19 protein-coding genes and 1 pseudogene are annotated in these 21480 nt (G+C 52.8%); 9 read left to right on the forward strand and 11 right to left on the reverse strand.

What is annotated here, in order from left to right:
• Positions 1-31 precede the first annotated feature (31 nt).
• The 11 genes from CMN55_RS06750 to CMN55_RS06800 form a co-directional block, all read right to left on the reverse strand.
• On the reverse strand, positions 32-931 hold the full coding sequence (locus CMN55_RS06750) for an ArdC family protein (protein ID WP_293948782.1): 900 nt from the start codon (positions 929-931) through the stop codon (positions 32-34).
• Positions 932-1262: 331 nt separating this feature from the next.
• Positions 1263-2672, reverse strand: a complete 1410-nt coding sequence (locus CMN55_RS06755) for a DUF2779 domain-containing protein (protein WP_293948783.1) — start codon at positions 2670-2672, stop codon at positions 1263-1265.
• Between the two features lie 188 nt (positions 2673-2860).
• On the reverse strand, positions 2861-4993 hold the full coding sequence (gene drt3b, locus CMN55_RS06760) for an antiviral reverse transcriptase Drt3b (protein WP_293948784.1): 2133 nt from the start codon (positions 4991-4993) through the stop codon (positions 2861-2863).
• A gap of 155 nt (positions 4994-5148) precedes the next feature.
• Positions 5149-6296 (reverse strand): IS3 family transposase gene (locus CMN55_RS06765; RefSeq protein WP_293948785.1). Its coding sequence is split into 2 segments (ribosomal slippage): positions 5149-6050 and positions 6050-6296, totalling 1149 coding nucleotides; the frame shifts between segments, so codons are not numbered across the junction.
• Positions 6297-6348: 52 nt separating this feature from the next.
• Entirely contained in the window at positions 6349-7575 is a 1227-nt protein-coding gene (drt3a, locus tag CMN55_RS06770; protein ID WP_293948786.1) for an antiviral reverse transcriptase Drt3a, read from the reverse strand.
• Positions 7568-8788: a GIY-YIG nuclease family protein gene (locus CMN55_RS06775; protein WP_293948787.1), complete on the reverse strand. Its 1221-nt coding sequence runs from the start codon at positions 8786-8788 to the stop codon at positions 7568-7570. The genes drt3a and CMN55_RS06775 overlap by 8 nt, the downstream gene beginning before the upstream one ends.
• Positions 8781-10832 (reverse strand): pseudomurein-binding repeat-containing protein, encoded by a 2052-nt coding sequence (locus tag CMN55_RS06780; protein ID WP_008891778.1) that lies wholly within the window; start codon positions 10830-10832, stop codon positions 8781-8783. Before CMN55_RS06780 ends, CMN55_RS06775 begins: the two co-directional genes overlap by 8 nt.
• Before the next feature lie 3 nt (positions 10833-10835).
• Positions 10836-13604 carry a class I SAM-dependent DNA methyltransferase gene (locus CMN55_RS06785; RefSeq protein ID WP_293948788.1) on the reverse strand — a complete coding sequence of 923 codons (2769 nt, stop codon included), beginning with the start codon at positions 13602-13604 and terminating at the stop codon, positions 10836-10838.
• The gene (locus tag CMN55_RS06790; RefSeq protein ID WP_293948789.1) at positions 13591-13854 is read right to left on the reverse strand and encodes a hypothetical protein; all 264 of its coding nucleotides are present in this window, start codon (positions 13852-13854) and stop codon (positions 13591-13593) included. Before CMN55_RS06790 ends, CMN55_RS06785 begins: the two co-directional genes overlap by 14 nt.
• A gap of 534 nt (positions 13855-14388) precedes the next feature.
• Positions 14389-14742, reverse strand: a complete 354-nt coding sequence (locus tag CMN55_RS06795) for an ankyrin repeat domain-containing protein (RefSeq protein ID WP_293948790.1) — start codon at positions 14740-14742, stop codon at positions 14389-14391.
• Positions 14735-15871 carry a hypothetical protein gene (locus CMN55_RS06800; protein WP_293948791.1) on the reverse strand — a complete coding sequence of 379 codons (1137 nt, stop codon included), beginning with the start codon at positions 15869-15871 and terminating at the stop codon, positions 14735-14737. The genes CMN55_RS06795 and CMN55_RS06800 overlap by 8 nt, the downstream gene beginning before the upstream one ends.
• Before the next feature lie 119 nt (positions 15872-15990).
• On the opposite strand from CMN55_RS06800, the gene CMN55_RS06805 reads away from it, so the two are divergent.
• The 9 genes and pseudogenes from CMN55_RS06805 to CMN55_RS17100 all read left to right on the forward strand — a co-directional run.
• A complete protein-coding gene (locus CMN55_RS06805) occupies positions 15991-16431 on the forward strand; it encodes a hypothetical protein (protein ID WP_293948792.1) in 441 nt (146 codons plus the stop codon).
• 124 nt (positions 16432-16555) lie between these two features.
• Positions 16556-16843, forward strand: coding sequence for a hypothetical protein (locus tag CMN55_RS06810; protein ID WP_293948793.1), 288 nt, complete (start codon positions 16556-16558; stop codon positions 16841-16843).
• 20 nt (positions 16844-16863) lie between these two features.
• On the forward strand, positions 16864-16986 hold the full coding sequence (locus tag CMN55_RS06815; RefSeq protein ID WP_293948794.1) for a hypothetical protein: 123 nt from the start codon (positions 16864-16866) through the stop codon (positions 16984-16986).
• Between the two features lie 67 nt (positions 16987-17053).
• Positions 17054-17233: a hypothetical protein gene (locus CMN55_RS06820; RefSeq protein WP_293948795.1), complete on the forward strand. Its 180-nt coding sequence runs from the start codon at positions 17054-17056 to the stop codon at positions 17231-17233.
• 2 nt (positions 17234-17235) lie between these two features.
• Positions 17236-17520 carry a hypothetical protein gene (locus CMN55_RS06825; protein ID WP_293948796.1) on the forward strand — a complete coding sequence of 95 codons (285 nt, stop codon included), beginning with the start codon at positions 17236-17238 and terminating at the stop codon, positions 17518-17520.
• Positions 17521-17522: 2 nt separating this feature from the next.
• Entirely contained in the window at positions 17523-19130 is a 1608-nt protein-coding gene (locus CMN55_RS06830; protein ID WP_293948797.1) for a type IV secretory system conjugative DNA transfer family protein, read from the forward strand.
• Positions 19131-19140: 10 nt separating this feature from the next.
• Positions 19141-19476: a hypothetical protein gene (locus CMN55_RS06835; RefSeq protein ID WP_366931985.1), complete on the forward strand. Its 336-nt coding sequence runs from the start codon at positions 19141-19143 to the stop codon at positions 19474-19476.
• Between the two features lie 530 nt (positions 19477-20006).
• Positions 20007-20267, forward strand: coding sequence for a hypothetical protein (locus tag CMN55_RS06840; RefSeq protein ID WP_293948799.1), 261 nt, complete (start codon positions 20007-20009; stop codon positions 20265-20267).
• Positions 20268-20275: 8 nt separating this feature from the next.
• A pseudogene (locus CMN55_RS17100) lies at positions 20276-21298 on the forward strand (recombinase family protein); the annotation flags it as partial.
• Positions 21299-21480 lie beyond the last annotated feature (182 nt).

Genomic DNA, 21480 nt, shown 5'->3' on the forward strand with positions numbered 1-21480 from the left:
CCGAAGGCCAGCCGCGATTTTTCCCCGATGGTCACGCGACGTCGCTTATCTCTTCGACGACAGGCTGAAGCCCATGCAGGAAATCTGCGGCACGCTGGGCATGTGCTGCGGCGCTGAAGATCGCCCGTTTGTCGTTTTGCAGAACCTTGAGCCAGCTCTGAATATAGGCCGCATGATCGGCGCGCGGTTCGGGTGCGAGTTCAAGATCAGCGCAGAGGAATGCTGCGCCGAGTTCGGCGACAAGCTCTTCTCGGGCATAGCCTTCATCGCCCCAACGCTTGCGGCCAAATTCGCGGTAAAGGCGCTTGGGGTGTTTGGTCCAGTGGGTCAGCTCATGCGCCAAGGTTGCATAGTAGCTTTGCGGGCTTCTGAAGGTTTCGAAGTACGGCATTTGCACATGGTCACTGCCGCCGCTGTAATGCGCCGAGTTGCCGCCGTGGCGGATATCAGCGCCCGTGCTTGTAAAGAATTCCTCTGCATGCTGAATGCGCCGCGCGGGATCGATGATCGCTTTAGGCTTGGTGTAGTAGTGCTCGGGCAAGCCCTCGATCTGCTCGACGTTGAAAACGCTGTATCCCTTCATAAAGGGAATCTTGCGCTCCTCCTCGCTGCCGTCGTCCTGCTCTTCCGTTTTGGTGATCGTGTTCGCATAGACAACCAGATTGCCGCGCTCGCCCTTGCGAACATGCGCGCCCAGCTCTTTCGCCTGTTTGAAGGTCATCCAGTACGGAGACAGAAAGCCTGCCTCGATGCTCGCACCCCAAAGCATCAGGATATTGATGCCGCTATAGGGCACGCCGTTATGGCGGAGCGGCTTGGTGATTTTGCCTTCCATGTTGCCCGCGCTCCATGGCTTCAGCCATGTCAGCTCGCCTTGCTCAAGGTCGGCAATGATCTTGTTGGTAACCCTTTCATAAATGTCGGTTTTCATCTTTGTCCCCTTTCTTGGGTAGTCGGTTGCGCATGCAACCGGACTAGGCCCGCGCCGATGAGCGGGGGGACGGCCGTCCAGACCGAAAGCCATGGAAGAGGTGCGGGCGCAGGCGCAGCCGAGCCACGGGCCATGGCTTTCGCCCGAAGCCATAGCGAAGGGCTTGGTCTTGACGGAGGACGGGGCCGCAGGCCCTCGAAACGAAAAGGAGGAGGTCAGCCCGCGAGGGCTGTCAGATGATGCGCAAGGGATCGAAGCCGAATGGCCGAGACAGCTTGCTGGCTTGGTTCACGAGAGCCTGGGCCGTCAGGATGCGCCCAATGCCATGAGACTATAGCGCTGAAAGAAACTTGTAGATTTCCACCATCGCAAGCGTATCTCGCTCACAGTATCGCAGAAGCGCTTGAGCAATAGATTCTGCTTCATCGGACTCAGCAGAAACCATACGCTGCCACGCCTCCATGGCCGACGTTCCATCTTGAACGTCCAGATCGTCATACTTCAGCTCTGGACAAAGAATGGGCAACACCTTCTTGATCGAAGTCGAACCATCAAATTCAATATCAACGTAATCCGATTTGAAGACATCTTCTAAGTCAATCATTCGCGCATTTAGCGCGTCTAAAAATGCTGCCTTTTGCGGAAAATCTACGGCTAGCTCTCTGTTCCTTGTCTTCTCAAATGAAGCGTGCCAGGACACAACACTTCCCTCGGGACCGATATCGTCTTGCATTCGTTCAATAAGCTCTAGCGGTAAACGCGCTTCCCGCTCCAAAAAATCGCGATGAACTAGAACTCCATTGGCTTCAAGAACGTGAAGTGAGTACTGCACAGGGAATTGCCGATGCGGGCTAGCGCCATCAATCAGCGGTACAGCTGAAGCGTAAGTCTCAAAATCGAAGAAGTACACAGGAAATTCAATTTTACTAAGAAATGACCTTATCTCTGGGACCTTGATAATCGGCTTGCCACGTTTCGCCGACTGGACGACCAAAAGCTGACCCTCCGATAGATCGCAATCATCTGGGACATCCCGAAGATCGAAAATGCCGCGTGACACAAACTCAGTCCTAAGCTTGGCACTGAGTCGAGGAATACTGTAGATCGAATGGCGTGGTACAAGTGGATTGAAGATACGAAATGTATCGCATTGTTTGCCCCGAGACTTATACAGACAGGGACACCCGTCTCGATCAATAAACTCTTTCTTGGAAAGCACCAAAGCTTGATCGATTTCCAAGGCTGTCTCGCGTTCAAGATCGACAACCTGCTCGGTAACATCAATAAACGTAAGCAACTTTTCAGGTTCGATTGGACCATCGCGCTTATAGCTCGCGTTGAGATGTACGATGAAAACCCGATCAATATTTTCTCCCGCACGCTCAGCACAAATCTTCTGAAAACAAGCGTCCTTGAGATGGTTGGCTGACTGGTCAGTCTTGACGCTCGTGGAGGATTTGACCTCGTAAAGGATTTTTTCACCAGACGCCGAGCGTTCGATGACATCGGCGCGAGCGTATAAACCTTCGCTGGTCTCGAACACTTTCTGGAAAGTCACGTCACGTCCGCTGTTCTTGAAGAAGCTACGGACGCATTCCTCAACCTCAAAGCCCTCCCGAGTGATCTTTTGTAGAAACAGGCTAAAGTCCCCAGGTGGATACTGGTCGGGTTGTCTCTTCAGAACCCAAAATGACTTCGGGCAGTTAAGATAGTGTATGAAATCTGTCTTCGTAACACGCATCACTTGATCCTGCTCGATTGCACCGCAGGAATAAAGCGGAGCGTGTAGCTTCCTGGTGCCTTCGAGAAATAGGGGTGGCACGCCAAGACCACCCTTTGTGCAAAGAGCCCGGTTTGAATTCAGCCTCCCCGCCGCGCATGTGTGTGTAGCTGCATACAGCCATTAACTGCCTGACGAAGCGCGTGTGCTTAGTATACCTCTTGACTTCGCTTGGCGTCCAGCTCTTTGGCGAAGTCGAACTCCAGCCAATTTGTGAACCACCGCTGAGGCTTAGAAGCATCGTCGGAGTATCCAATCATATCAGCGGCAAGTGCTGGATCAGAGACCCCAAATATCTTGAGCGCCTCCTCTTTCTTGTCGGACGGTACGTACGGGCAGGAGATCAGGTCGAACAGCAGCAAGACTAGCTCTGAGTCTTTGTGACAGGTCTCAGAACGATCACGAATACGCTTGATTGCGGTGTCCACCACATGCTCACGCAACTCATTGTACCGCACCTTATCGCGCATATAAAAGAGCGACACAGTGATCGAAAAATAGTTTAACGAGTCCCCCGTAGCTCCTCTTCCTCCGACGGAAGCCAAATCGATGCCTAGGTACTCGGACAACACTCCTTGCTCCAGCCAATAATCACGGCCCAATGCGGTTAAAGCGATAAGCAAATACAAAGTCTCAACCTGAACATGCTCCGATGACTTGTTCTTTTTCAGTATGAAGCAGATGTTGTCATAAATGAGCTTGTGAACAATTTGAACTTGCGCGCGGTCGAAATGCCCCTGCCTCAAGAATGAATTGAATACTTCAAGAATTCGGCAAAGCCGAATAGTTGTATTAACCCTTGGCGATACAGCATATATGAAAAATAAAAATTCTACGATATTTGTAATGGCGTTTGCCATCTGCCTGGGTGAGCGATTGTCTGTGTCCACCTTCATGTAGTCTTCGACAAGACTACGGCTCTTCCTCTCAACAATCGAAAGCGTATAGTTGAGCATGTCTTTATACTCTACAGCGCAAGTCTTGATGATTGTCTTGAATGACGTAATCAATGCATTGGAATTGACGAAAACGCTACCATTAACCTCCTGTACTTCACCATTCTCATCGACGACCTCATCTAGATTAAAATTTATCCTTTTTTCTAGAAGCTGGGCGATCTGCTGTTTAGCCATAGTAATTTCTGTGATGATAGGCTTCTCGTAGACAACCGCTTTCGCAGAATTCAAAGAAAGTTTGTAGCGCCGCAAAGCATGTTGGAGCTCGTCAACGATACGCGTCCTATCCTCGTCTCGGTTATAGAACACAAAATAGTCATCCACATACCGAAACACTTCATAGTCGACTTGGTGCTCTAGCCGTGAGCCTCCACTCCGTAGAGTGTGTTCAACCTCACGGTCGATGCTTTGAAGTATGATCTCAGCGAAAATTCGGGAGAACTCTGGACCAATTATGATCCCATTGGTCTCACCCATATTCATACGCTGCATCAGTCTATCGAACCGATCTGGGAAGGAACCACCGCTCTCTGCCAAGGCTTCCTTTTGAGCGTCTTTCCCAATGGTTGCCCAACCAATTGAGTGCGTATAGATGCTATCGAAGCACTTGGAAACATCGAGTTTGATCAGGTTATTGTATTTCTTTTCGCATCGGTGGTAGCGGTAAGATTCGTAGAACTTATAGATATTACTGTACTCACGATACACGAAGAATGAGCGAAGACTTTCATACTCACTATCTATCACTTCGATCTTAGATGGTTCTACTGACAATCTCTCCTTATGAAGTTTGTCGTTGTGAAATGTGAATTTAGCAACTTTTGACGGTGCCCGGATCGAAAACGGGCTCAAGGAAGTGTAGTAGAGTATTGCCTCTTTGCATCGGTCATAGAATTCTGAGACGAGTAGCTGGCTACGGGGGTGCGGTATGCAAAGCTCTCTGAACTCAGCTTCTTTGTGATTAATCTTGTAGCAAAAGGGAACTAGGAATCCCTCTGGTCTCGGCATTCTATTTGGCTTTGGGATGCCGCTGTCATTTAGTTGATATCTTCTAAAATCTAATAAGTTCTCGCCAACCAATCGTTTGACATCAGATAGTCGATGAGGATTGTTTGGAAGGCAGAAAAGCATACATACAAGGCGATCCAATGCGGGCGTTCCTTTGAGCCAAACAATCTCCTTGTTGTCATTCTTCTGAATTCGATGGCGCAAGATGAATGCGTACAGGTGACGGTTCGAAAACGAGACCGGAATCTCATACGGCAGAACATCCGAAAGTAGGCTGCGTTCCTTTTTATATGGCAGGAGAATCTTTTTAGGAGGCATGTTTCCAAACCTCCACAATGTCAAAGAGGTTGCGGGCCGAGAATTTACTATACCGTTTTGTCTGATATCCGTATTTGAACGACTGACTTGCTAAGCGATTCTTCAAGCGACCAGGTGGCAATGATGCAATCTTCGTCTGAATAGCCCCGTGTTTTCTAGACACCCTGGGGTTTCAGTTTTTGCTGTCTTTCGAACTCGGTGGGTGACAGCATCCCATTGCTAGTGTGTTTGCGTTTTGGATTATAGAACATCTCGATGTAGTCGAATACGTCTGATCTTGCCTCCTCTCTGGTCTTATAGGTTCTGCGCCGAATACGCTCTCGCTTTAGCAGGCTAAAGAAGTTTTCAGCGACAGCATTGTCATGACAGTTTCCCCGTCGGCTCATGCTGTGTTGCAGATTATGTTGCTTCATAAACGAAGCCCAGTCGATGCTGGTGAATTGCGACCCCTGGTCTGAATGGATCAGGACCTTTTCCTTTGGCTTCCTGCGCCACACCGCCATCAGTACGGCCTGCAGGACCAGATCCGTCGTTTGACGGCTCTGCATCGACCATCCAACGACTTTACGGGAATATAAATCAATCACCACGGCCAGATAGGAAAACCCTTCATAGGTTTTGATGTAGGTGATGTCAGTGACCCATGTGCTATCTGGTGCTGCGACATCAAACTGCCGATCCAGGGTATTATCGACTGCAGTTGAAGGCTTGCCGCCATACTTGCCAGGGCGGCGTTTGTAGCCGATCTGAGCCTTGATACCTGCCATTCTGGCCAGCCTTGCCACCCGGTTTGGACAGCATGTCTCGCCTTGATCTCTGAGGTCATCGTGCAGTTTGCGGTATCCATAGACCTTGCCGCTGTCCTGCCACGCATCCTTGAGCAGTTCCGTCTGACGTTTGTCCTCGATAACCCGCGTGCAGAACGGCCGCTTCAGCCAGGCATAGAAGCCACTCGGATGAACACGAAGCATCCGGCACATCGCACGGACAGTGAATACCGGACGATGCACTTCGATGAACGCGTATCTCATTTTGCATCCCTGGCGAAATACGCGGTGGCTTTTTTTAGGATGTCACGCTCCTCAGTGACGCGCGCCAGTTCCTGCTTTAGTCGCCTTATCTCGGCGGATTGATTGTCCTGCTCAGCACTGCCAGGAGGTGTGGAATAACGCTTCATCCAGCCATAAAGAGAATGTGTGCTGACACCTAAACGCTTCGATACATCTGCAACAGCATATCCCCGTTCGGTTACCTGCTTGATTGCATCCAGTTTGAATTCTTCCGTGAAATTGCTCTTGCCCATAATCTTCTCCTTGCCTCATTTCTAACGGACAAAGTGTCTACAAATCTAGGGGCTATTCAGTCTGAAGATACGCATCCAGATCATCAAGATCCTCGACTGTGTTTAAAAGTGGATTCGAGAAGTAGATACCTGAAACGACGTTTTTCTTGTTGTTCACAAGCCGTGTGTTACCCGTAAGAAAGCGCACCCGACGTTCGAGTAGCCGTCTAGCGCGTGGCTCTGAAGAAGTCGCGCTCTTGGAGTAAGCATCGAATGTCAAATCCATTCTCTTCTTGTATCGAGCGATCTTCTCGACGGACATTCTCAAGTCGACCTCCACGGGGTCATTTGGAGCCTTAGGTCCAACCTCAAATCTGTAGCCAAGGTATGTCAGTTGATAAGGCGCTTTGGATGCCACCTTCAGTATCTGAGTCTTGGCGCGATTCCTCTTAAGCCCCATCCGTCTGAACGAGCGCCCGACTAGCTGTCGAAAAATTCTTGTTCCCACGTTGGGCGGGAGACAAAAAATGATAACTATGTCGTCCACGTATCGTGCATAGTACAGCACCCCAGGATGGTTGCGGATACTGCTGTCGATATCGCGCATATACAGTTCTGCCAGATAGGCGCTTATACCAATGCCGCGAGGAAGTCCTGCATCCCGTCCTGTAATCTGACTATACTCGTATAGAATTCGACGAATTATCTTCTTTGATTGCAAAGTCAGAAGTGGATCATTTCGCAGTTTTCCAAGAAGGATGTCTCGCGGAATGCTTTCGTAGAATGATGATATGTCCGTACGAACAATGTACTTTGGCATCGCATCCGCGAGCAATTCCCGCAACTGGCAGATGATTTCATGCCTATTGGCCTGTTTAACCTTATAGAGACGTCTTATGTTGTGCTGAATTTGCTTGAGCGCGAAGTGTGTCTCAGCACTTCGTTCGGCCACAAAAACTTTCTTGGGCCTGCCGATGTCAACCTCCCGAATGCCAAAAGAAAAGTCATTTGCACATACGTTCGAGCTTACTTCTTCAAGCTTTGCGTGGAGCATCTCCTCACGTTCTTTTCGCAGTGTTTCCAATTTATCCGAAAGACTGATGCGTGCGGTCTCATATTCTTCAGGAGTGTGATTGTCTTTTTCAGTTTTGAGAGAGCGAAGCTCGCCAATGCATGATTGCACTTCCTGGCTTTTGCTTTCAATTTCTGGAAAAAATTCACCTTCGAGATAGTTTCCCTTTCGGTTCTCGATATCAAAGATTTTTCTAAAGTTTTCTGCTGAGAATGACTGATCAAGCATCGTTGGTTTTGCTCCGCGACTTTTCTGTTCGGGGAGTCAGGCGCGCTTGCTGCGGATCGTACACGTAGTCCTTGATGCTACCGTCTTTGATCCGCTCGACGGCTTCATCGACCACATTGAACGGGACAAGAAACCACTCGCGAGGGACAACAGGATTGCCAAAGCGATCCTTGATCTCGATGTCGAGACGGGCCGGATCGAAGATGCGGTGAATCAGGTTTTCGAGCTTCGTTCGGTTGATGTTGTAGAGTTCATAGGTCGCAACAACCTCGACATCAGCCAGCAAGAACGTGGCGTCTATCTTTGCATTGGCGATGCGCCGCTCGACCTTTCCACTTGTTACGCCGATCTTGTGGAGCACGTTGCGATGCTCCTTCACAATCGGAAGATCGGACTTGCTGCGGAGGACGTAGATCGTGCCGCTCGCCTCATCGCCGTCAGCCGTATGGTCGGCGAAGAGCGGTCCTGCCGAGGAGTCCGTAATTCGACGGCCTGCATCATCCTTATGAAGCGCTCTCTGTAGGGAGCGCATGAGCATATTGCTCTCGGTGCCGTTGTCGAAGATCACGCGCAAACGGGCATCGGTCATGCCTTGCGCCGTCAGGAACGCTTCGTCCATTTCTGCAACATAGGCTTTTTGTCCGCCTACGATAAAAAAGCGTCCTGGCGCGATCTCGGCCTTGCGTTCAAAGGGCCGTGTCGTTCGCATGCCTGTATCAATTTCGTTCTGAACCTGCTCGAACAACGGCTTGAACCGTTCGAAGTCTTCACACTTCTGGCGATTGGCGATCTCTTCCGCCGCCTTCTTTTCAGCGCTGGACCTCACATGACGTAGTTCGGTGATGTCCGAAGTTTCCGCCTCGACGCCGAGTTCGGCCAGAAGCGCTTCGTCATCAATGTCGTCGTCGATGGACGTGGCGACTGGACCGCTAGCGTCCAGCAGACCGTCTTTGTCAATCGGCTCTAGGAGCTGCCTGAACTCGCCAAGCTCTCTCAACCGATCAAGACGAACCGCGTAGAGCCGTTCGAAGATGTTCTTATCTTCGCCGTGCTGCGGTGGATGACCGTGCTCTTCGACGAAGCGTTGGATTTCTTCAAACCCCGCGATGACACGTTCTTCCTGCGGCGTTCTCGCAGCGACCTTCTTGGCCTCGACCTCGACCCCGAGTTCGGCAAGCAGCGCATCGTCTTCTTCAGTGAACTGCTTAGCCATCAGCAGCCTCGGATTTCATGCGAGCCAGATAGGCTACACCTTCGGCCATGCGCTTCTCCCACGCATCGGGCGAGGTGATCGACGGCAGCCTGCCGCGCTCCTGTTTGAACTTCAGCGCCCGCTTGGCCAGATCACGCGCTTCTTCAGGCGTTAGCTGCACCTTTTTCGCGGAGATGATGGCCGCAACCTGTTTCAGACTTTCCTCGCTCATCGTCTTGGCGAGGATCGCGTAGGCTTCACTGAATGGATTGATGCGGTCGATCAGGTCGATGTCGAGTTCACGAACATCCATCGCGAACTTCCGTACTCCATCGATCAGAGCCGTGTTGGCTTTGTCTTCGCCGTCGTCTTCCTTGAGTGCTGCTTCTTTGGCTTTCTGGGTCAGATTGAGAGCGGCGATGGCGTGCTGGCGGACAGCTTCCTGATCTTCGTCATCCAGCTCGGGGTATTTGTCTTTGATGATCTTGCCCATGCGGACCTGCGTCAGCTCTTCGGGCACAAGCTCTTCGTCGAACATTCCCCGTTCGACCGTCGGTTTGTCCTGCACGAAGGCGGCGATCACCTCGTTCAGGTCCTCCTGACAGATGCGCTCGGCTTCTTCGCTCTTTGGCTCAGTGAGCCCCTTGATCTCGATCTGGAACTGGCCGCTCTCTTCGTTGAAGCCGACATTGCATTCGCCTTCTTTGTAACCGCCTTCACCATAGTCGAAGCCCTCGACAGGTCCACTGTCTGCGCGTTTCGGGGTAAAGTTGAAGCGAGGGGCGAGAACCTGCTCCATTAACAGGCTTGCGGCGATGGCCTTGAGCGTATCGTTCACCGCTTCGGTAACGGCATCTTCCGATGCGTCCGGTTCGGCAATCAGGTTGGTGAAGCGGGCGCGGCTCTTTCCAGGGGCGTCGCGGGTCGCTCGCCCAATGATTTGAACGATCTCGGTCAGGCTAGCGCGATATCCGACCGTCAGGGCATGCTCGCACCAAACCCAGTCAAAGCCCTCTTTGGCCATGCCAAGCGCAATGATGATGTCTATGTGGTCGCGGTTGTTCTTCTGGGCGGGGTCTTTCAGCGCAGCTGAAACCTTGTCGCGCTTGGCGGCTTCGTCATCGACCAGATCGGCGATCCGCAGGATGCGTCCGTCCGATGTCTTGACCAACTGGAAGCCCGTCGCAGGGTCCGTACCTTGCCAGTCGCCCAACTCGTCGATGATGTGCTCGACTTCGCGGTGCTTGTCCTTAGTGCTCTCGCGGGAATTGACACTCGGGATGTGGATGATGGTCTTCTCGTTCGGATCGAGAACCTTGAGGATGTCATCCGCATACGCACCCGAGTAGAAGAAATAGCCGATATCGAGCTGCTTCAGATACTTGTAGCCGTTTAGCTGCTCATAATAGGTGTAGGTAACCGTATCAAACCTGGCCTCGTCATGCGGCATCAGAACAGGCTCGGCGTCGCCTCGGAAATACGAGCCCGTCATCGCAACGACATGAACCTTGTCCCGTCCGATCAACTCGGTGAGTTGCGCGCCAAGCTTGTTCTCAGGGTTTGCGGAAACGTGGTGGAATTCATCCACGGCGATCAGACAGTCATCAAAAGCCTCAATGCCGAACTTCTCAATGGCGTTTCGGAACGTCGCGTGCGGACATACCAGAACTCGATCATCACCCTTTAGGAAGGAGCCAACCGAGTCGGCCTTGCTGCCGTCCGACCCTGGCGCGTTGCAAAGGTTCCATTTCGGCTCGACATGCCAGTCGGTCCAGAAGCCGAACTTGGATAGCGGCTCGTCGGCAAAGCTCGACCCGATGGATTTCTCTGGGACGGTGATGATGGCCTTGCGCAGGCCCTGATTGTGCAGTTTGTCCAGCGCTACGAACATCAGCGCACGGCTCTTGCCCGATGCGGGCGGTGACTTGATCAGCAGATACTGCTCGCCGCGCTTCTCATAGGCGCGTTCCTGCATCGGTCGCATGCCCAACTCATTCGATTTGGTCGAATTGCCATTCTGGGCGTAGGTGACTGATACGGAGGGGGCGGTTTTCTCGCTGCTCATTGGTTATGCCTTCATTCGAGTATTCGTTCTTTTCAAATCATTTGCTGTCGTCATCTTTGTGTAGAGTTCGAACAACTTTTCCAAACGCTCAGTATCGTTCCTGAAACGACGGCCTATATAGACGCGTTCGAGCACTTCATCATTGCGATCATGGGCGGCGCGCAGATCAGGTGGCATCATGGCTTCACCATCCTTCACTTCGTAAAGGTCGGCGATGGTTGCAGGGAAATGCGCCTCTCGCGCCAAAAGGATGTCCTCCGCGCAGCGCGCCAGGTCGGCTTTGTTTTTCTCTGTCAGTGATGGAAGTGGGAACGTGTTCCACCCAAGCGTATTAGAGTATGAATAGTCAGTACGCAGACGCCCGCAGATCGTATCAATCCATGACAAATGCAGCTTTGAAGAGATTACTGAAAGTGCCCAAAGAGGGCCATTAGAAATAAAGAATGCCTTGTTAGTCGGAACAACTGTTGCATCAGCTAGGCCAGCCGGAAAGTACTCGCGATTTTCGGAAGATACTATGGGAACGAATATTTTTGATGCGTCATCTCCCTTCCGTTCTCGGAATTGATGAGGTTTGGCCGCGAGCTTATTCACAGCCTTGTCATCCGTTTCCAACCTGTCGCGCCGGACACTTTCAATCCTTTGCCGGACACCAACATATTTAGAGACCTCTTCCAACTCGTTGTCGTCAATCCACAAGCAAAACCGTTCTTTGCCATTGATGAACTCAGTTGATCCAAGGAAGCGCCGAACAAAATGAAGCGGCAGCCCTTCTTGCCGCAACGTGTCCTTATCCTTTGAGTCGAGAATCAAACCACCTGACTTTGAATAGTAGACGCCATAATCCATCGCGACCTTAGAAAAGATCGGCCTTCTGGAAGCTGGGACAACAGAAATATTATGCTCGGTAAGGTAGGGGTTAATGTTTGCTACTTCGCGGCGGTTCTCGCCGGAATAAATCCATCGCGGTCCACCCGCTTCGCGGTCAACGCCCGTCACGACAACCGTGACACCCGCCTTGTTGGCCGCGAGGTTTGACCATGTGAAGGATGTATGAGCGAAGCGGATACGAAACCCTCTCTTCAGAAGCAAATCCCATGTTATAGGGACTTGCTGACCTTGGCATATGCTGTTGGTAGCCACGAACGAGAATGGTGCATGGCATACGTCGTTGAAGAGTGCGGCTTTCATAAGCCACGCTCCTACATAGTCAACGTTCTTCCATTTCGATGTAAGTCCACCAAATACCTGTTGCAGGTCTTCTTTTTCATGCGGCTTTTGTTTGCGCGTCCCCTTGAACGGCGGGTTTCCGCAAATGTAGGTCTCTCCACCTTCATTCTCGAAGTCGATCTCGGCTTGATCGATGGGTGACATAAACAAGTCGTCGGCATGGTGCTTCACCCCAGTCCCAGTCGGTGGGCAAATGCTAAGCCAGTCTAGCCGCAAGGCGTTTCCGCATGTTATCCAGTTCATGGCGTCGAGTGGGAGGAAGTCACGAAGGGCTTCACGTTGCCCGCGGTAAAGCACGTCGCACTGATATTCAGCGATTATGAGCGCGAGGCGGGCAATCTCGGCTGGGAAATCACGGAGTTCAATCCCTCTAAAATTTGTCAGCGGGATTTCGGATCGTCGATCCGTCTCGTTGCGTCTTTCGTTGATCTCGGCCTCGATGGCGCGCATTTCCTTGTACGCGATGACAAGGAAGTTGCCCGATCCGCAGGCGGGATCGAAAACCCTGATCTTGGCCATGCGGTTGCGAAGATTGAGCAGCTTGCGGGCATTGTCGCCCGCCTCTTCAAGTTTCTCGCGTAGATCGTCGAGAAACAGCGGATTGAGGACCTTCAAGATGTTCGGAACGCTGGTGTAGTGCATGCCTAGAGCGCCGCGCTCTTCGTCGTCGGCGACGGCCTGGATCATCGATCCGAAGATGTCAGGATTGATCTTCTTCCAGTCGAGATTGCCAATATGAAGGAGGTAGGACCGTGCGATCTTGCTGAAGCGTGGGACGTCAACGCTCTCTGAGAAGAGCCCGCCGTTCACGTAGGGGAAGCTGTTGGCCCAGCGAGCGATACCTTCCTTCTCACGGTCAGCAACTTTTGTGTTCATGGATCGGAACAGCTCGCTGATGATTTCATGCGTATTTGAGCTGTCTTTCTCGCTCATCCGTTCGATGGTGGCCGTGAACTGATCAGCCTCAGTGAAGATGTCAGTGTCTTCCGCGAAAAAGCAAAAGATCAGCCGCGCCATGAAGTGGTTCATGTCGTGGCGGCGATCCGCCGTGCCCCATTCAGGGTTGTCCTTCAGCAATTCGATATAGAGACGGTTCAGACGACCCGTCGCCTTGATGTCGAAGGCGCTTTCACGGATTTGTTTGACTGTGCTGATGCCCGCGAGCGGAAGGAAAAAGCCAAAATGGTCGGGGAAGTCGGGGTAGTTGCAGACGATGACCTCGCCGCTGTTCAGGTCTTCAGCCTGAAAGTCCTTCCCATCGGTGGCGAGAATGAATTTTGCGCGGGCTTTTGTCGTCGCAGGACTGGCCTTGAGCGCCGCAAGGGCTTCTACGACCGCGCCATTTTCAGCAACCATGAGGTGGATGTTGTTGGTCTGAAGAACGCCGCCAACATCCGACTTGTTGGACGTGCCGGAACGTAGGCGTTTGATCGTCGTGGTCTTGTTGCCGAACGCCTCCAAGAACGCGAAGGGAAACTCTTCCGCGTCGAACGGCTGCTCGGCAAGCTTGGATATGGCCTCTTCGATCTCAACGGCGTTCAAGGTTTCGTCCTTTGTTTTTATCGTTGGCTATGGTCTGCTCGTTGCGCTCGATATACTCACGCATGAACTCTCGGATCACTTGGGATGCGGGCCTGTCCTGCTCGCGGCAAAGTTCAAGGAACTTCTCGCGGAGCTGACGCTCGACCCTGATGCGCAGTCCTGAGTCTTTCATGCGATGAGTGTAGCCGTTGGATACACAATGTGCCAACGGTATTTCGAGGATTCCTCCACAGACCATCGCCGCATCCAAGGGCGCTCCCCTTGGTCGAAATCCAGTGGCGAAACGGTGACGCCCATCCAACTTGCGCAAGGTTGGCCCATGTATCCAAAGAGCACGGGGAGACTCTTGGTCGTAGGTATCGGGGCGCGACAGACTTGATCGGCATCCAAACCGCGCAGGGTTGGTCTCCATGAAATGGTCATGGGGGTATCGGTGGGAGCAGGAACGCTCCCCCGATTGGCAGGTGTCGGGGGCTATTACCCTGACGAGTGGATTTCACAAGGGGCGCGATAGCCCCTTTGATCGATGGGTGCAGGGAGAGCGAAGTCTCCCGCGAGTGATGGAACGGCGAAACGTTCTGATGGCTCTGGATGGGTTCAATGCCCAGGAAGAGCCAAGGCCGGAGGGATGCAACGGGAGCGCGCAGCGGGCTCCCTTGCCAAGATTGCGGTGTAGTACACCGCACATCTTGCGGGTCGGACTTATTGATAAAATTGGGAAAAAAGGTGTTTCGATTTGGTCGATGCGGAAAGAGTGATTTTGTGGCGTGCTAGGGGCTGTTGCTCAGAGGGCGTTCTCTGGGGGCTGAAACATCGCCTCCTTCAGATACCCCGCGATAACCTGATCATTGCGGGCATTTGCGTGTTCGATGGGTCGTCGGTCCATCTCATCTCGTATCCATGCGACTTGGGGATGTATCTCCATGGATACCCGAACGAAGTCAGCGTGGCCCAACGCCGCCGCCACGTGCACGGGCGTCATCTTATCTGGCTCTCGCTGATGGTCTAATCGTTGTCCGCTTTGCAGCGCAAACGCCAACTCCTCTAGATCATTGTTTTCAGCAGCACGAAATATATCTGGCGGCACATGTTCTGTGCCCGATTTATCGTTCGGCATTACATCTTTTATTTTACCCAAAACTGTATCCCCTTACAAACTTTGCGATCTCCGAGGGGTCGATATCTGTGCGTATTATCGAGTGCTCTTCGTTTTGGATTTGATGATGGTTGAACATACCAATTTCACCACTAGACATGCGAGGCGTCTCCCCTTTGCGAAAAGGCTGAGACCAAAGTATGAGATAAATACCCTTTATCGGCTGCTCGAAAACGAGTGGTAGGGACTCCTTAATAGTACGATGATCTCGACGAGCAACGATGCTGAATGACCAGTTCATGGCATCGAGTTCGTCATCGAGGTCTTCGATGTAGCAGGACGTTTGAAACGCATATCCCGTAACAAACGTGCTGAGCTTGTCTCTTTGCCAATCATATCGCTTCAATAATTCCGCAGGCAAAGTATCACCGTCGGCAATCTCATGATCGATAAGTTGATCGGCGTAAGCTCTACTCCCGAAGACCAGCGTGATGGGCGCTACACCCTGCTTGAACTCCTCGATCAAGAGAAGAAAATGGTAGCCCAGCGTTGGATCATCCTTACTGGTGTGAAAATCATCTCGAATGCAAAGCCATACTGAGTTTGATATTTCGGCCCGCTGCCATGCTGTATCCGTAGTTTTGCTATGGCTTGCGAAGTCACGAAACGCTTGAAGCTGATATTGACGCTTCGAATCCCTGATCGAAGCATCGAGCGCCTGACGTTGCTCCACAGGAATCTTTGTCTCGATGAACCGATCTACAAAGTAGAACTTATCATCGCCTATTTGGTGCGTTGCGTTTTCCCCAAGCCAGTTTTTCAGATCGGCACGAGAAAGCAAACGGTCCTCCCGTGGGGGAGCGGCGTTCTTCCGTTGCGGCTTCCAGCCTGAAGCCTCAATTAACGCAGCGTCTTCGCGCTCCATAATTTCATCGCGCAGAGCTTGTGGGGAAAGCGCCTTTTCCGACATCAAGCGTCGGAGCAAATTACGAGCGTATTCCTTCTGAGCATCTGGATAATATCTAACGGTGCGCATCTCCAAAGTATTATCAGGTTCTGGTTCTCGATTTGCGGCAAATTCCTTGCCGCTATTGTTGAACACATCTCTTGGAAACAGCGGCAACACATTGCCCTGCAAGTTCTGATCATTCGTTTCACTATCGTCACACATACCGTGTCTGCCGGAGGGTTCGTCTGAAATATGCCTTCCGACAGTCTCGGCGGAACCCGCCCCGTCGTCAATCGAACGCAGCGATGACCACACGGGCTGAAGTGACAGGAGCGAAGATCATGAAGTATTCCCTTTGCGTGCATTGCCTTACCTTGGGCTACTGCAAAAACAGCACACGCCAGCTTGTTCGTGATGCGCAACTGGAAAACCCAGAATACCTACGCGACCTGCGTAACTTTGCTGCGAGTTTGGAGATCAGTGCAGACCACTTCCTCGACTATCTGTTGAACCTGTACAGGGACTATAGAGGGCGGATCGTCTCGAACGGCAACGAGGTGTTTCTGAACACCGAAGAGTTCGAGACGGACAGCATACGTGAATGGTTTCGCGACTGGGCCTGTACACCCGTGCCTGACGGAGTTCGCCCCAGACTGCGAGAAGAAAGTCGCGAGCGCATCAGACTCCTGGGAACGATCCTCTCAACACGCTTCGCGTTCGAAGCAGAGTTGTGGGGAGTGCGGGCGGCGAACGACAATAGACCTCCGTCAGCTCAGAACTGAGGGCGTGCTGATGAACTATACAAGAAAATCGATTTACTCCCCCTGATCAGCATTCGGACTTTGGCAGGATGCAATCGTCGGCAATCAAGTTCGACGGCAACATCAAGGTCTACGAATGTCATTTATGAAAAAGCATCAAGATGCAGGCCGGTCGATCTTCATGTCGTCCATCCAAGGCCTCGCAAACACATTGGCGCTGCTCGTCACCTTTTTGGGCGCGCCACCTCTCTACAGCAAATCAATCGGCTGGGTGCAGGCCTTTGCGGCTCGTCACTATGGCTACGGCTTCGAAGATGTGACGGCCCTCGTCTGGGGCGGTGTTTGTGCCGCCCTGGTCTTCTTCATCTCCCGCGCATCGATATCGACGGCGCTGGTGATGGGCGGGCTCGCACTCGCGACCCGCTTCCTGTGAACCACGAAAGGAGTTCGACAATGTTCACGAAGCATCGCCGCGTCGGCGGCATCTACAAGAAGGAAACCGATTGGGGAGCCGTCGTCGGCGTCGCATTTTGGGTCTTTGTGATCCTCGCGATCCTCGGCTCGCTCGGCGGCTGAAAGAGTACCCCAGTTGGATCAATGCCTGAGCTTTGGAAACAAAGCTCAGGCAACGAGGAGAACCCCTGTGCAAGACGATCTGATCACCCGAATCTTCCGTGCCTACGAGGACTTTCAGGACAGCAAGAAGGCCTTTCTGGATGAACTCGAAAGGAAGCTCCATCCGTTTCTGGAAGTGCTGGGCGCAATCATCATGCTGGCACCGATCCTGTGGATATTTTCTCTTCTTCTGGGAACGAACAAATAACAATGAACACTATTCAGATTGATTTTGTTGAGCCGGAAATGAAGCCAATATTTGAGCGCTTCAAACTTCTCTTCGCGCCAACATCCTCCAAGTCGGACATTCCCTCAGACGTCAAGGTCTGTGTCTGGATACGGATGATCAACGCGTTTCATCCGACCGTGAAGCCCCGTGAAATCCGCTCACACTTCATCAAGTGCTTCCATCCCGATGCGGGCACGCACGTCCTCACGATTCCCGAAAAGACAAAAGTCATGGCGACACATGACCGTATTTTCAAAGGAAAGTAATCATGATGAGCAATGAAGAGTATCGGTTCGGATCAGCATCTTGGTCTGACGAGAGCGAACTCAGGCGGGCCGGACTGCTAAGCGCTCGCGGTCTACAGATCGGCTATAGCGCGAACAAATCGATCTGCCTCGAAACCGACGCGCCGATTATCACGGTCGCAGGCGCAGGCTCAGGCAAAATGCGCGATCTCCTCGCGCTTGCGGTGGCCCGCAATGCAGGCAACCGAAATTTCATCCTCGACCCGCGCGGCGAGATCGCCGCCGTTACGATGGTGAACTTCGCTCTCAATCGGAGCTACCTTTATTGCTGGAACCCGACGGGCATGCGTGGCCTCCCGCAGCATCGCATGAACCCGCTCGATATCCTTCGCCTGAACGATCCGCACTTCCATGCGGACTGCAAGTTCATCGCCGAAAGCCTGATCCCCACAAGCGGCGCATCGAACGGTCGTTACTTCGAGCTGCGCGCCCGCGAGTGGATCGAGAACATCATCAAAATGCTGGTCGAACGGGACGGCAAGGTCAGCTTCCCGGCGCTCTACCGCGTCATCAACTGGATCGAGGCTGACTCGAATGCCTGGGCAGACTGTCTCGAAGCCATGCTCGGCTCCTCGATGGACAGCGTCAGACGAACTGCTGGCGAGATGCTGGCAAAGCAACAGGAAAGCGAGAAAGAGTTCGGAAGCATTCTCGGCGAAATCTACGCGCACCTGAACTTCCTTGATGATCCGATGCTTCAGGCCGCGCTGGACGGGGCCGATGCCTCGTTGGCGGATACCTGCAATTCGGGCCAGCCAACGAGTTGGGCGATCAACGTTCCCATAGAATACGTAGGTCTGTGGTCTCCGATCCTGCGCACAATGTTCACCGTGCAGATGCTCTACAAGTCGCGAGCACCTTCCGCCCCACGCGTCACGATGATCATCGATGAGGCGGGCCAGCTCGGAAACTTTGAAGCCCTGCTACGCGCCTTCACCTTTGGTCGCGGCGCTGGCGTTCAGGTCTGGGCGTTGTTTCAGGATGTCGGCCAGATCGTTCGTAACTTCGGCGCACCCGCCCTTCAGGGTTTCATGGGTTCATCCGCATTACGCCAGTTCTTCGGCGTGCGCGACTACCAGACAGCGCAGATGGTGTCCTCAATGCTGGGCACCGAAACGCTCGAATATGACGACAGCCTGAGACAGGCGGACTCCAAACGGCAAAAGATGAATGCCGCCATGAGCATCATGAATGGCGGCGATCCGTTCTCGGCCTACGCCGACATGAAATATCACGCCTATGGCGAAGAGCATCGCACCAAACAGGCGCGCGCACTCATGATGCCAGAAGAAATCCTTTCGATGCCAGAAGACAGGCAAATACTCTTCATTTCGGGCAAGAGCCTTAAACCCATCTTCGCCGAAAAGCATCCCTACTACGAACGGTCAGACTTTGCTGGGCGCTTCCTGCCCAATCCGTTTCATCCGCCCCACGATTCCGTGCTTACCCCCTCAAGATGGGGTCGCCGTTGTGCGAGGGTCATCGTTGAGCGCGTGCCGCAGCAATTCTCGCACTACCCGCAATATTCGGACGGCATGTGGTCCTACGTCGAAGGCTTTCGCCCTTCATAGAGAAAGGAGAATGATTGTGAGCGACAAACCTGAATTTACAATCCGCGATGGGTCAGTCAAAGCAACGACATGGCGGAACGCTGGCGAGAATGGCGACTACTTCACCACGTCTTTCAGCCGCACCTACCGCGACGAGAAGTCGGGCGATCTGCGTGACACGAACGCGTTTTCAGGGGCCGACCTTCTGAAAGTCTCCGCCCTGGCACAGGAGGCCTATCAGCAGTCGCGAGCGCTTCGCCAAGAAGAGCGCCTTGCGCAAAGGCGCAACGAACAAAGCAACGGCGACAGGCTGGCGGAAGCGCGGAGCGGAAGCCGTAAAAGAAGCCGCGACAATCGAGAGCGATAGCACGGATGTCGTCGAGAGATGCTCATTCATCGATCTGCACCAAGCAGGAGCTGTTGCGGCGATTGCGCGAGAGCAGCAAGCCCGTGTGCGCCGCTACCCTTGATCTTGACGGCCACCTTGGAAACGAGGTGAGACGACAAGGCAATGAAGAGAGGCACTCTCGCATAGCAAGGCTGCGAAACGCACTCGCCAGCGCTCAAAGTAGGCTGGAAGCTCAGCACACGTTTGCGCGGCTCAGCGGATACGCGAAAGCGCGATTTAAGAACGAACGATAGCGGAATTAGGAAAGAATATCCCTCTTTGATATGGCCCGATCCCGAGCAATAGGATCGGGCCTTCTTTTGCCCGAAACCCTTGCTGAGTTTGCGTTTCAGGACACAGGTAAGGTACAATTAAAGTATATATTCAGCTCGCGCAGAAATATCGGCGCTAATCACCCCTGATGGGGTAAAGAGCTAATTTATTGTCCAAAAAGGAAATGAAACTGATCAGCATGCAGTGCATTGCTGAAGGGAGGGGAATTTGCCCTCATGAAAGATATTATCAAAAAGCATCGCGATGCTGTGACGAAGCTTGGTTACTCTAAAGAGCAAGCCGATGATGTTATCCACAGAGTTTCGGCGATCATGAATGCATTCATAGATGCCGCTTGGGGAGTCCATCCTGCTCAGTTGGGAACGAAACCAGAAGGTAAGAAAGTCCTTCTCCCAAAGGCTCAGTGTGATAAGCTGAGAACAAAGCAAAAACAACGTGGCGAAGAAGAAACCGCAGCGCCGCTGACGGAAGGATGAAGGATTCGATGAAAGGCAAGAATGGAAGCAGCAAAGCCGTAATTTATTGTCGTGTGTCAGACACCAAGCAGACCACGCGCGGCACTGGCTTGCACTCTCAGGAAACACGGTGCCGAGAGTATGCATCCTTCCGTGGCCATGACGTCGTTCAGGTGTTTACTGATGACGCCTCCGGCGGCCTGATCAATCGCCCAGGCATGCAAGCTATGCTGTCTTTCCTACGTCAGAACCGACGCCAGCCGCATGTTGTGATCATCGACGATATCAGCCGCCTCGCCCGTGGCATACAAGCCCATCTCGAACTTCGTGCAGCGATCAGCAAAGCGGGCGGCATCCTTGAATCCCCGACGCTTGAATTCGGCGAAGACAGTGACAGCCAGCTCATTGAAAACCTGCTCGCAAGCGTTTCTCAGCACCAGCGCCAGAAGAACGGCGAACAAACTCTAAACCGCATGCGAGCGCGCGCGCTCAACGGTTACTGGGTCTTCCATGCCCCCGTTGGATACAAATACGAGCGTGTCAGTGGACAAGGGAAGGTCCTGCTTCCCGACGAGCCCTGCGCATCAATCCTGAGAGAGGCTTTGGAGGGTTACGCCTGCGAGCGTTTCTCGACGCAGGCTGAAGTGAAACGTTTCCTCGAAGCACAACCCGAGTTTCCGAAGACACCGCGCGGCGAGGTCACGAACCAACGGGTCAATGATTTTCTGACGCAGCCGCTCTACGCGGGCTACTTGGAGCTTCCGAAATGGGATGTCTCATTCCGTCCTGCAAAGCACGAGGGCCTTATCAGTCTTGAAACATTCAAGACCATTCAGAATCGTTTGAACGGCACCGCCCGCGTACCTGCGCGCAAAGACATAAGCCAAGATTTCCCGCTTCGCGGTTTCGTCCTATGCGGCTGCTGCGGGACGCCCCTTACTGCGAACTGGTCAAAGGGGAAGGCCGCTCACTACCCTTACTATCTCTGCCGCCAGAAGGACTGTGCAGCGAAGGGCAAGTCGATCCGCCGCGAGCTTGTTGAAGAAGAGTTTGAAGCGCTTCTAAAGGCGCTGAGGCCATCAGCAGAGCTTTTCGAGTGGGCTTCGTCTTTGTTCCGTGACCTGTGGGATCAGCGTGCCAAGACGATGAAAGAACAAGGCAAGTCGGTGAAGGCCGAGCTTTCGCAGATCGAGCGCAAGATCGCTCAGCTTATGGATCGGCTTGTGGAAGCTGA

This window comes from Sneathiella sp., from assembly GCF_002694385.1.
Lineage (GTDB): Bacteria > Pseudomonadota > Alphaproteobacteria > Sneathiellales > Sneathiellaceae > Sneathiella.

What these genes read in the sequence shown, in the direction of transcription:
- CMN55_RS06825 (WP_293948796.1), top strand. Translation starts at nt 17,236, where the DNA reads ATGAACACTATTCAGATTGATTTTGTTGAGCCGGAAATGAAGCCAATA.
- drt3b (WP_293948784.1), bottom strand. Translation starts at nt 4,993, where the DNA reads ATGCCTCCTAAAAAGATTCTCCTGCCATATAAAAAGGAACGCAGCCTA.
- drt3a (WP_293948786.1), bottom strand. Translation starts at nt 7,575, where the DNA reads ATGCTTGATCAGTCATTCTCAGCAGAAAACTTTAGAAAAATCTTTGAT.
- CMN55_RS06750 (WP_293948782.1), bottom strand. Translation starts at nt 931, where the DNA reads ATGAAAACCGACATTTATGAAAGGGTTACCAACAAGATCATTGCCGAC.
- CMN55_RS06755 (WP_293948783.1), bottom strand. Translation starts at nt 2,672, where the DNA reads ATGCGTGTTACGAAGACAGATTTCATACACTATCTTAACTGCCCGAAG.
- CMN55_RS06775 (WP_293948787.1), bottom strand. Translation starts at nt 8,788, where the DNA reads ATGGCTAAGCAGTTCACTGAAGAAGACGATGCGCTGCTTGCCGAACTC.
- CMN55_RS06815 (WP_293948794.1), top strand. Translation starts at nt 16,864, where the DNA reads ATGTTCACGAAGCATCGCCGCGTCGGCGGCATCTACAAGAAGGAAACC.
- CMN55_RS06840 (WP_293948799.1), top strand. Translation starts at nt 20,007, where the DNA reads ATGAAAGATATTATCAAAAAGCATCGCGATGCTGTGACGAAGCTTGGT.
- CMN55_RS06780 (WP_008891778.1), bottom strand. Translation starts at nt 10,832, where the DNA reads ATGAGCAGCGAGAAAACCGCCCCCTCCGTATCAGTCACCTACGCCCAG.
- CMN55_RS06835 (WP_366931985.1), top strand. Translation starts at nt 19,141, where the DNA reads ATGATTGTGAGCGACAAACCTGAATTTACAATCCGCGATGGGTCAGTC.
- CMN55_RS06810 (WP_293948793.1), top strand. Translation starts at nt 16,556, where the DNA reads ATGAAAAAGCATCAAGATGCAGGCCGGTCGATCTTCATGTCGTCCATC.
- CMN55_RS06805 (WP_293948792.1), top strand. Translation starts at nt 15,991, where the DNA reads ATGAAGTATTCCCTTTGCGTGCATTGCCTTACCTTGGGCTACTGCAAA.
- CMN55_RS06830 (WP_293948797.1), top strand. Translation starts at nt 17,523, where the DNA reads ATGATGAGCAATGAAGAGTATCGGTTCGGATCAGCATCTTGGTCTGAC.
- CMN55_RS06800 (WP_293948791.1), bottom strand. Translation starts at nt 15,871, where the DNA reads ATGTGTGACGATAGTGAAACGAATGATCAGAACTTGCAGGGCAATGTG.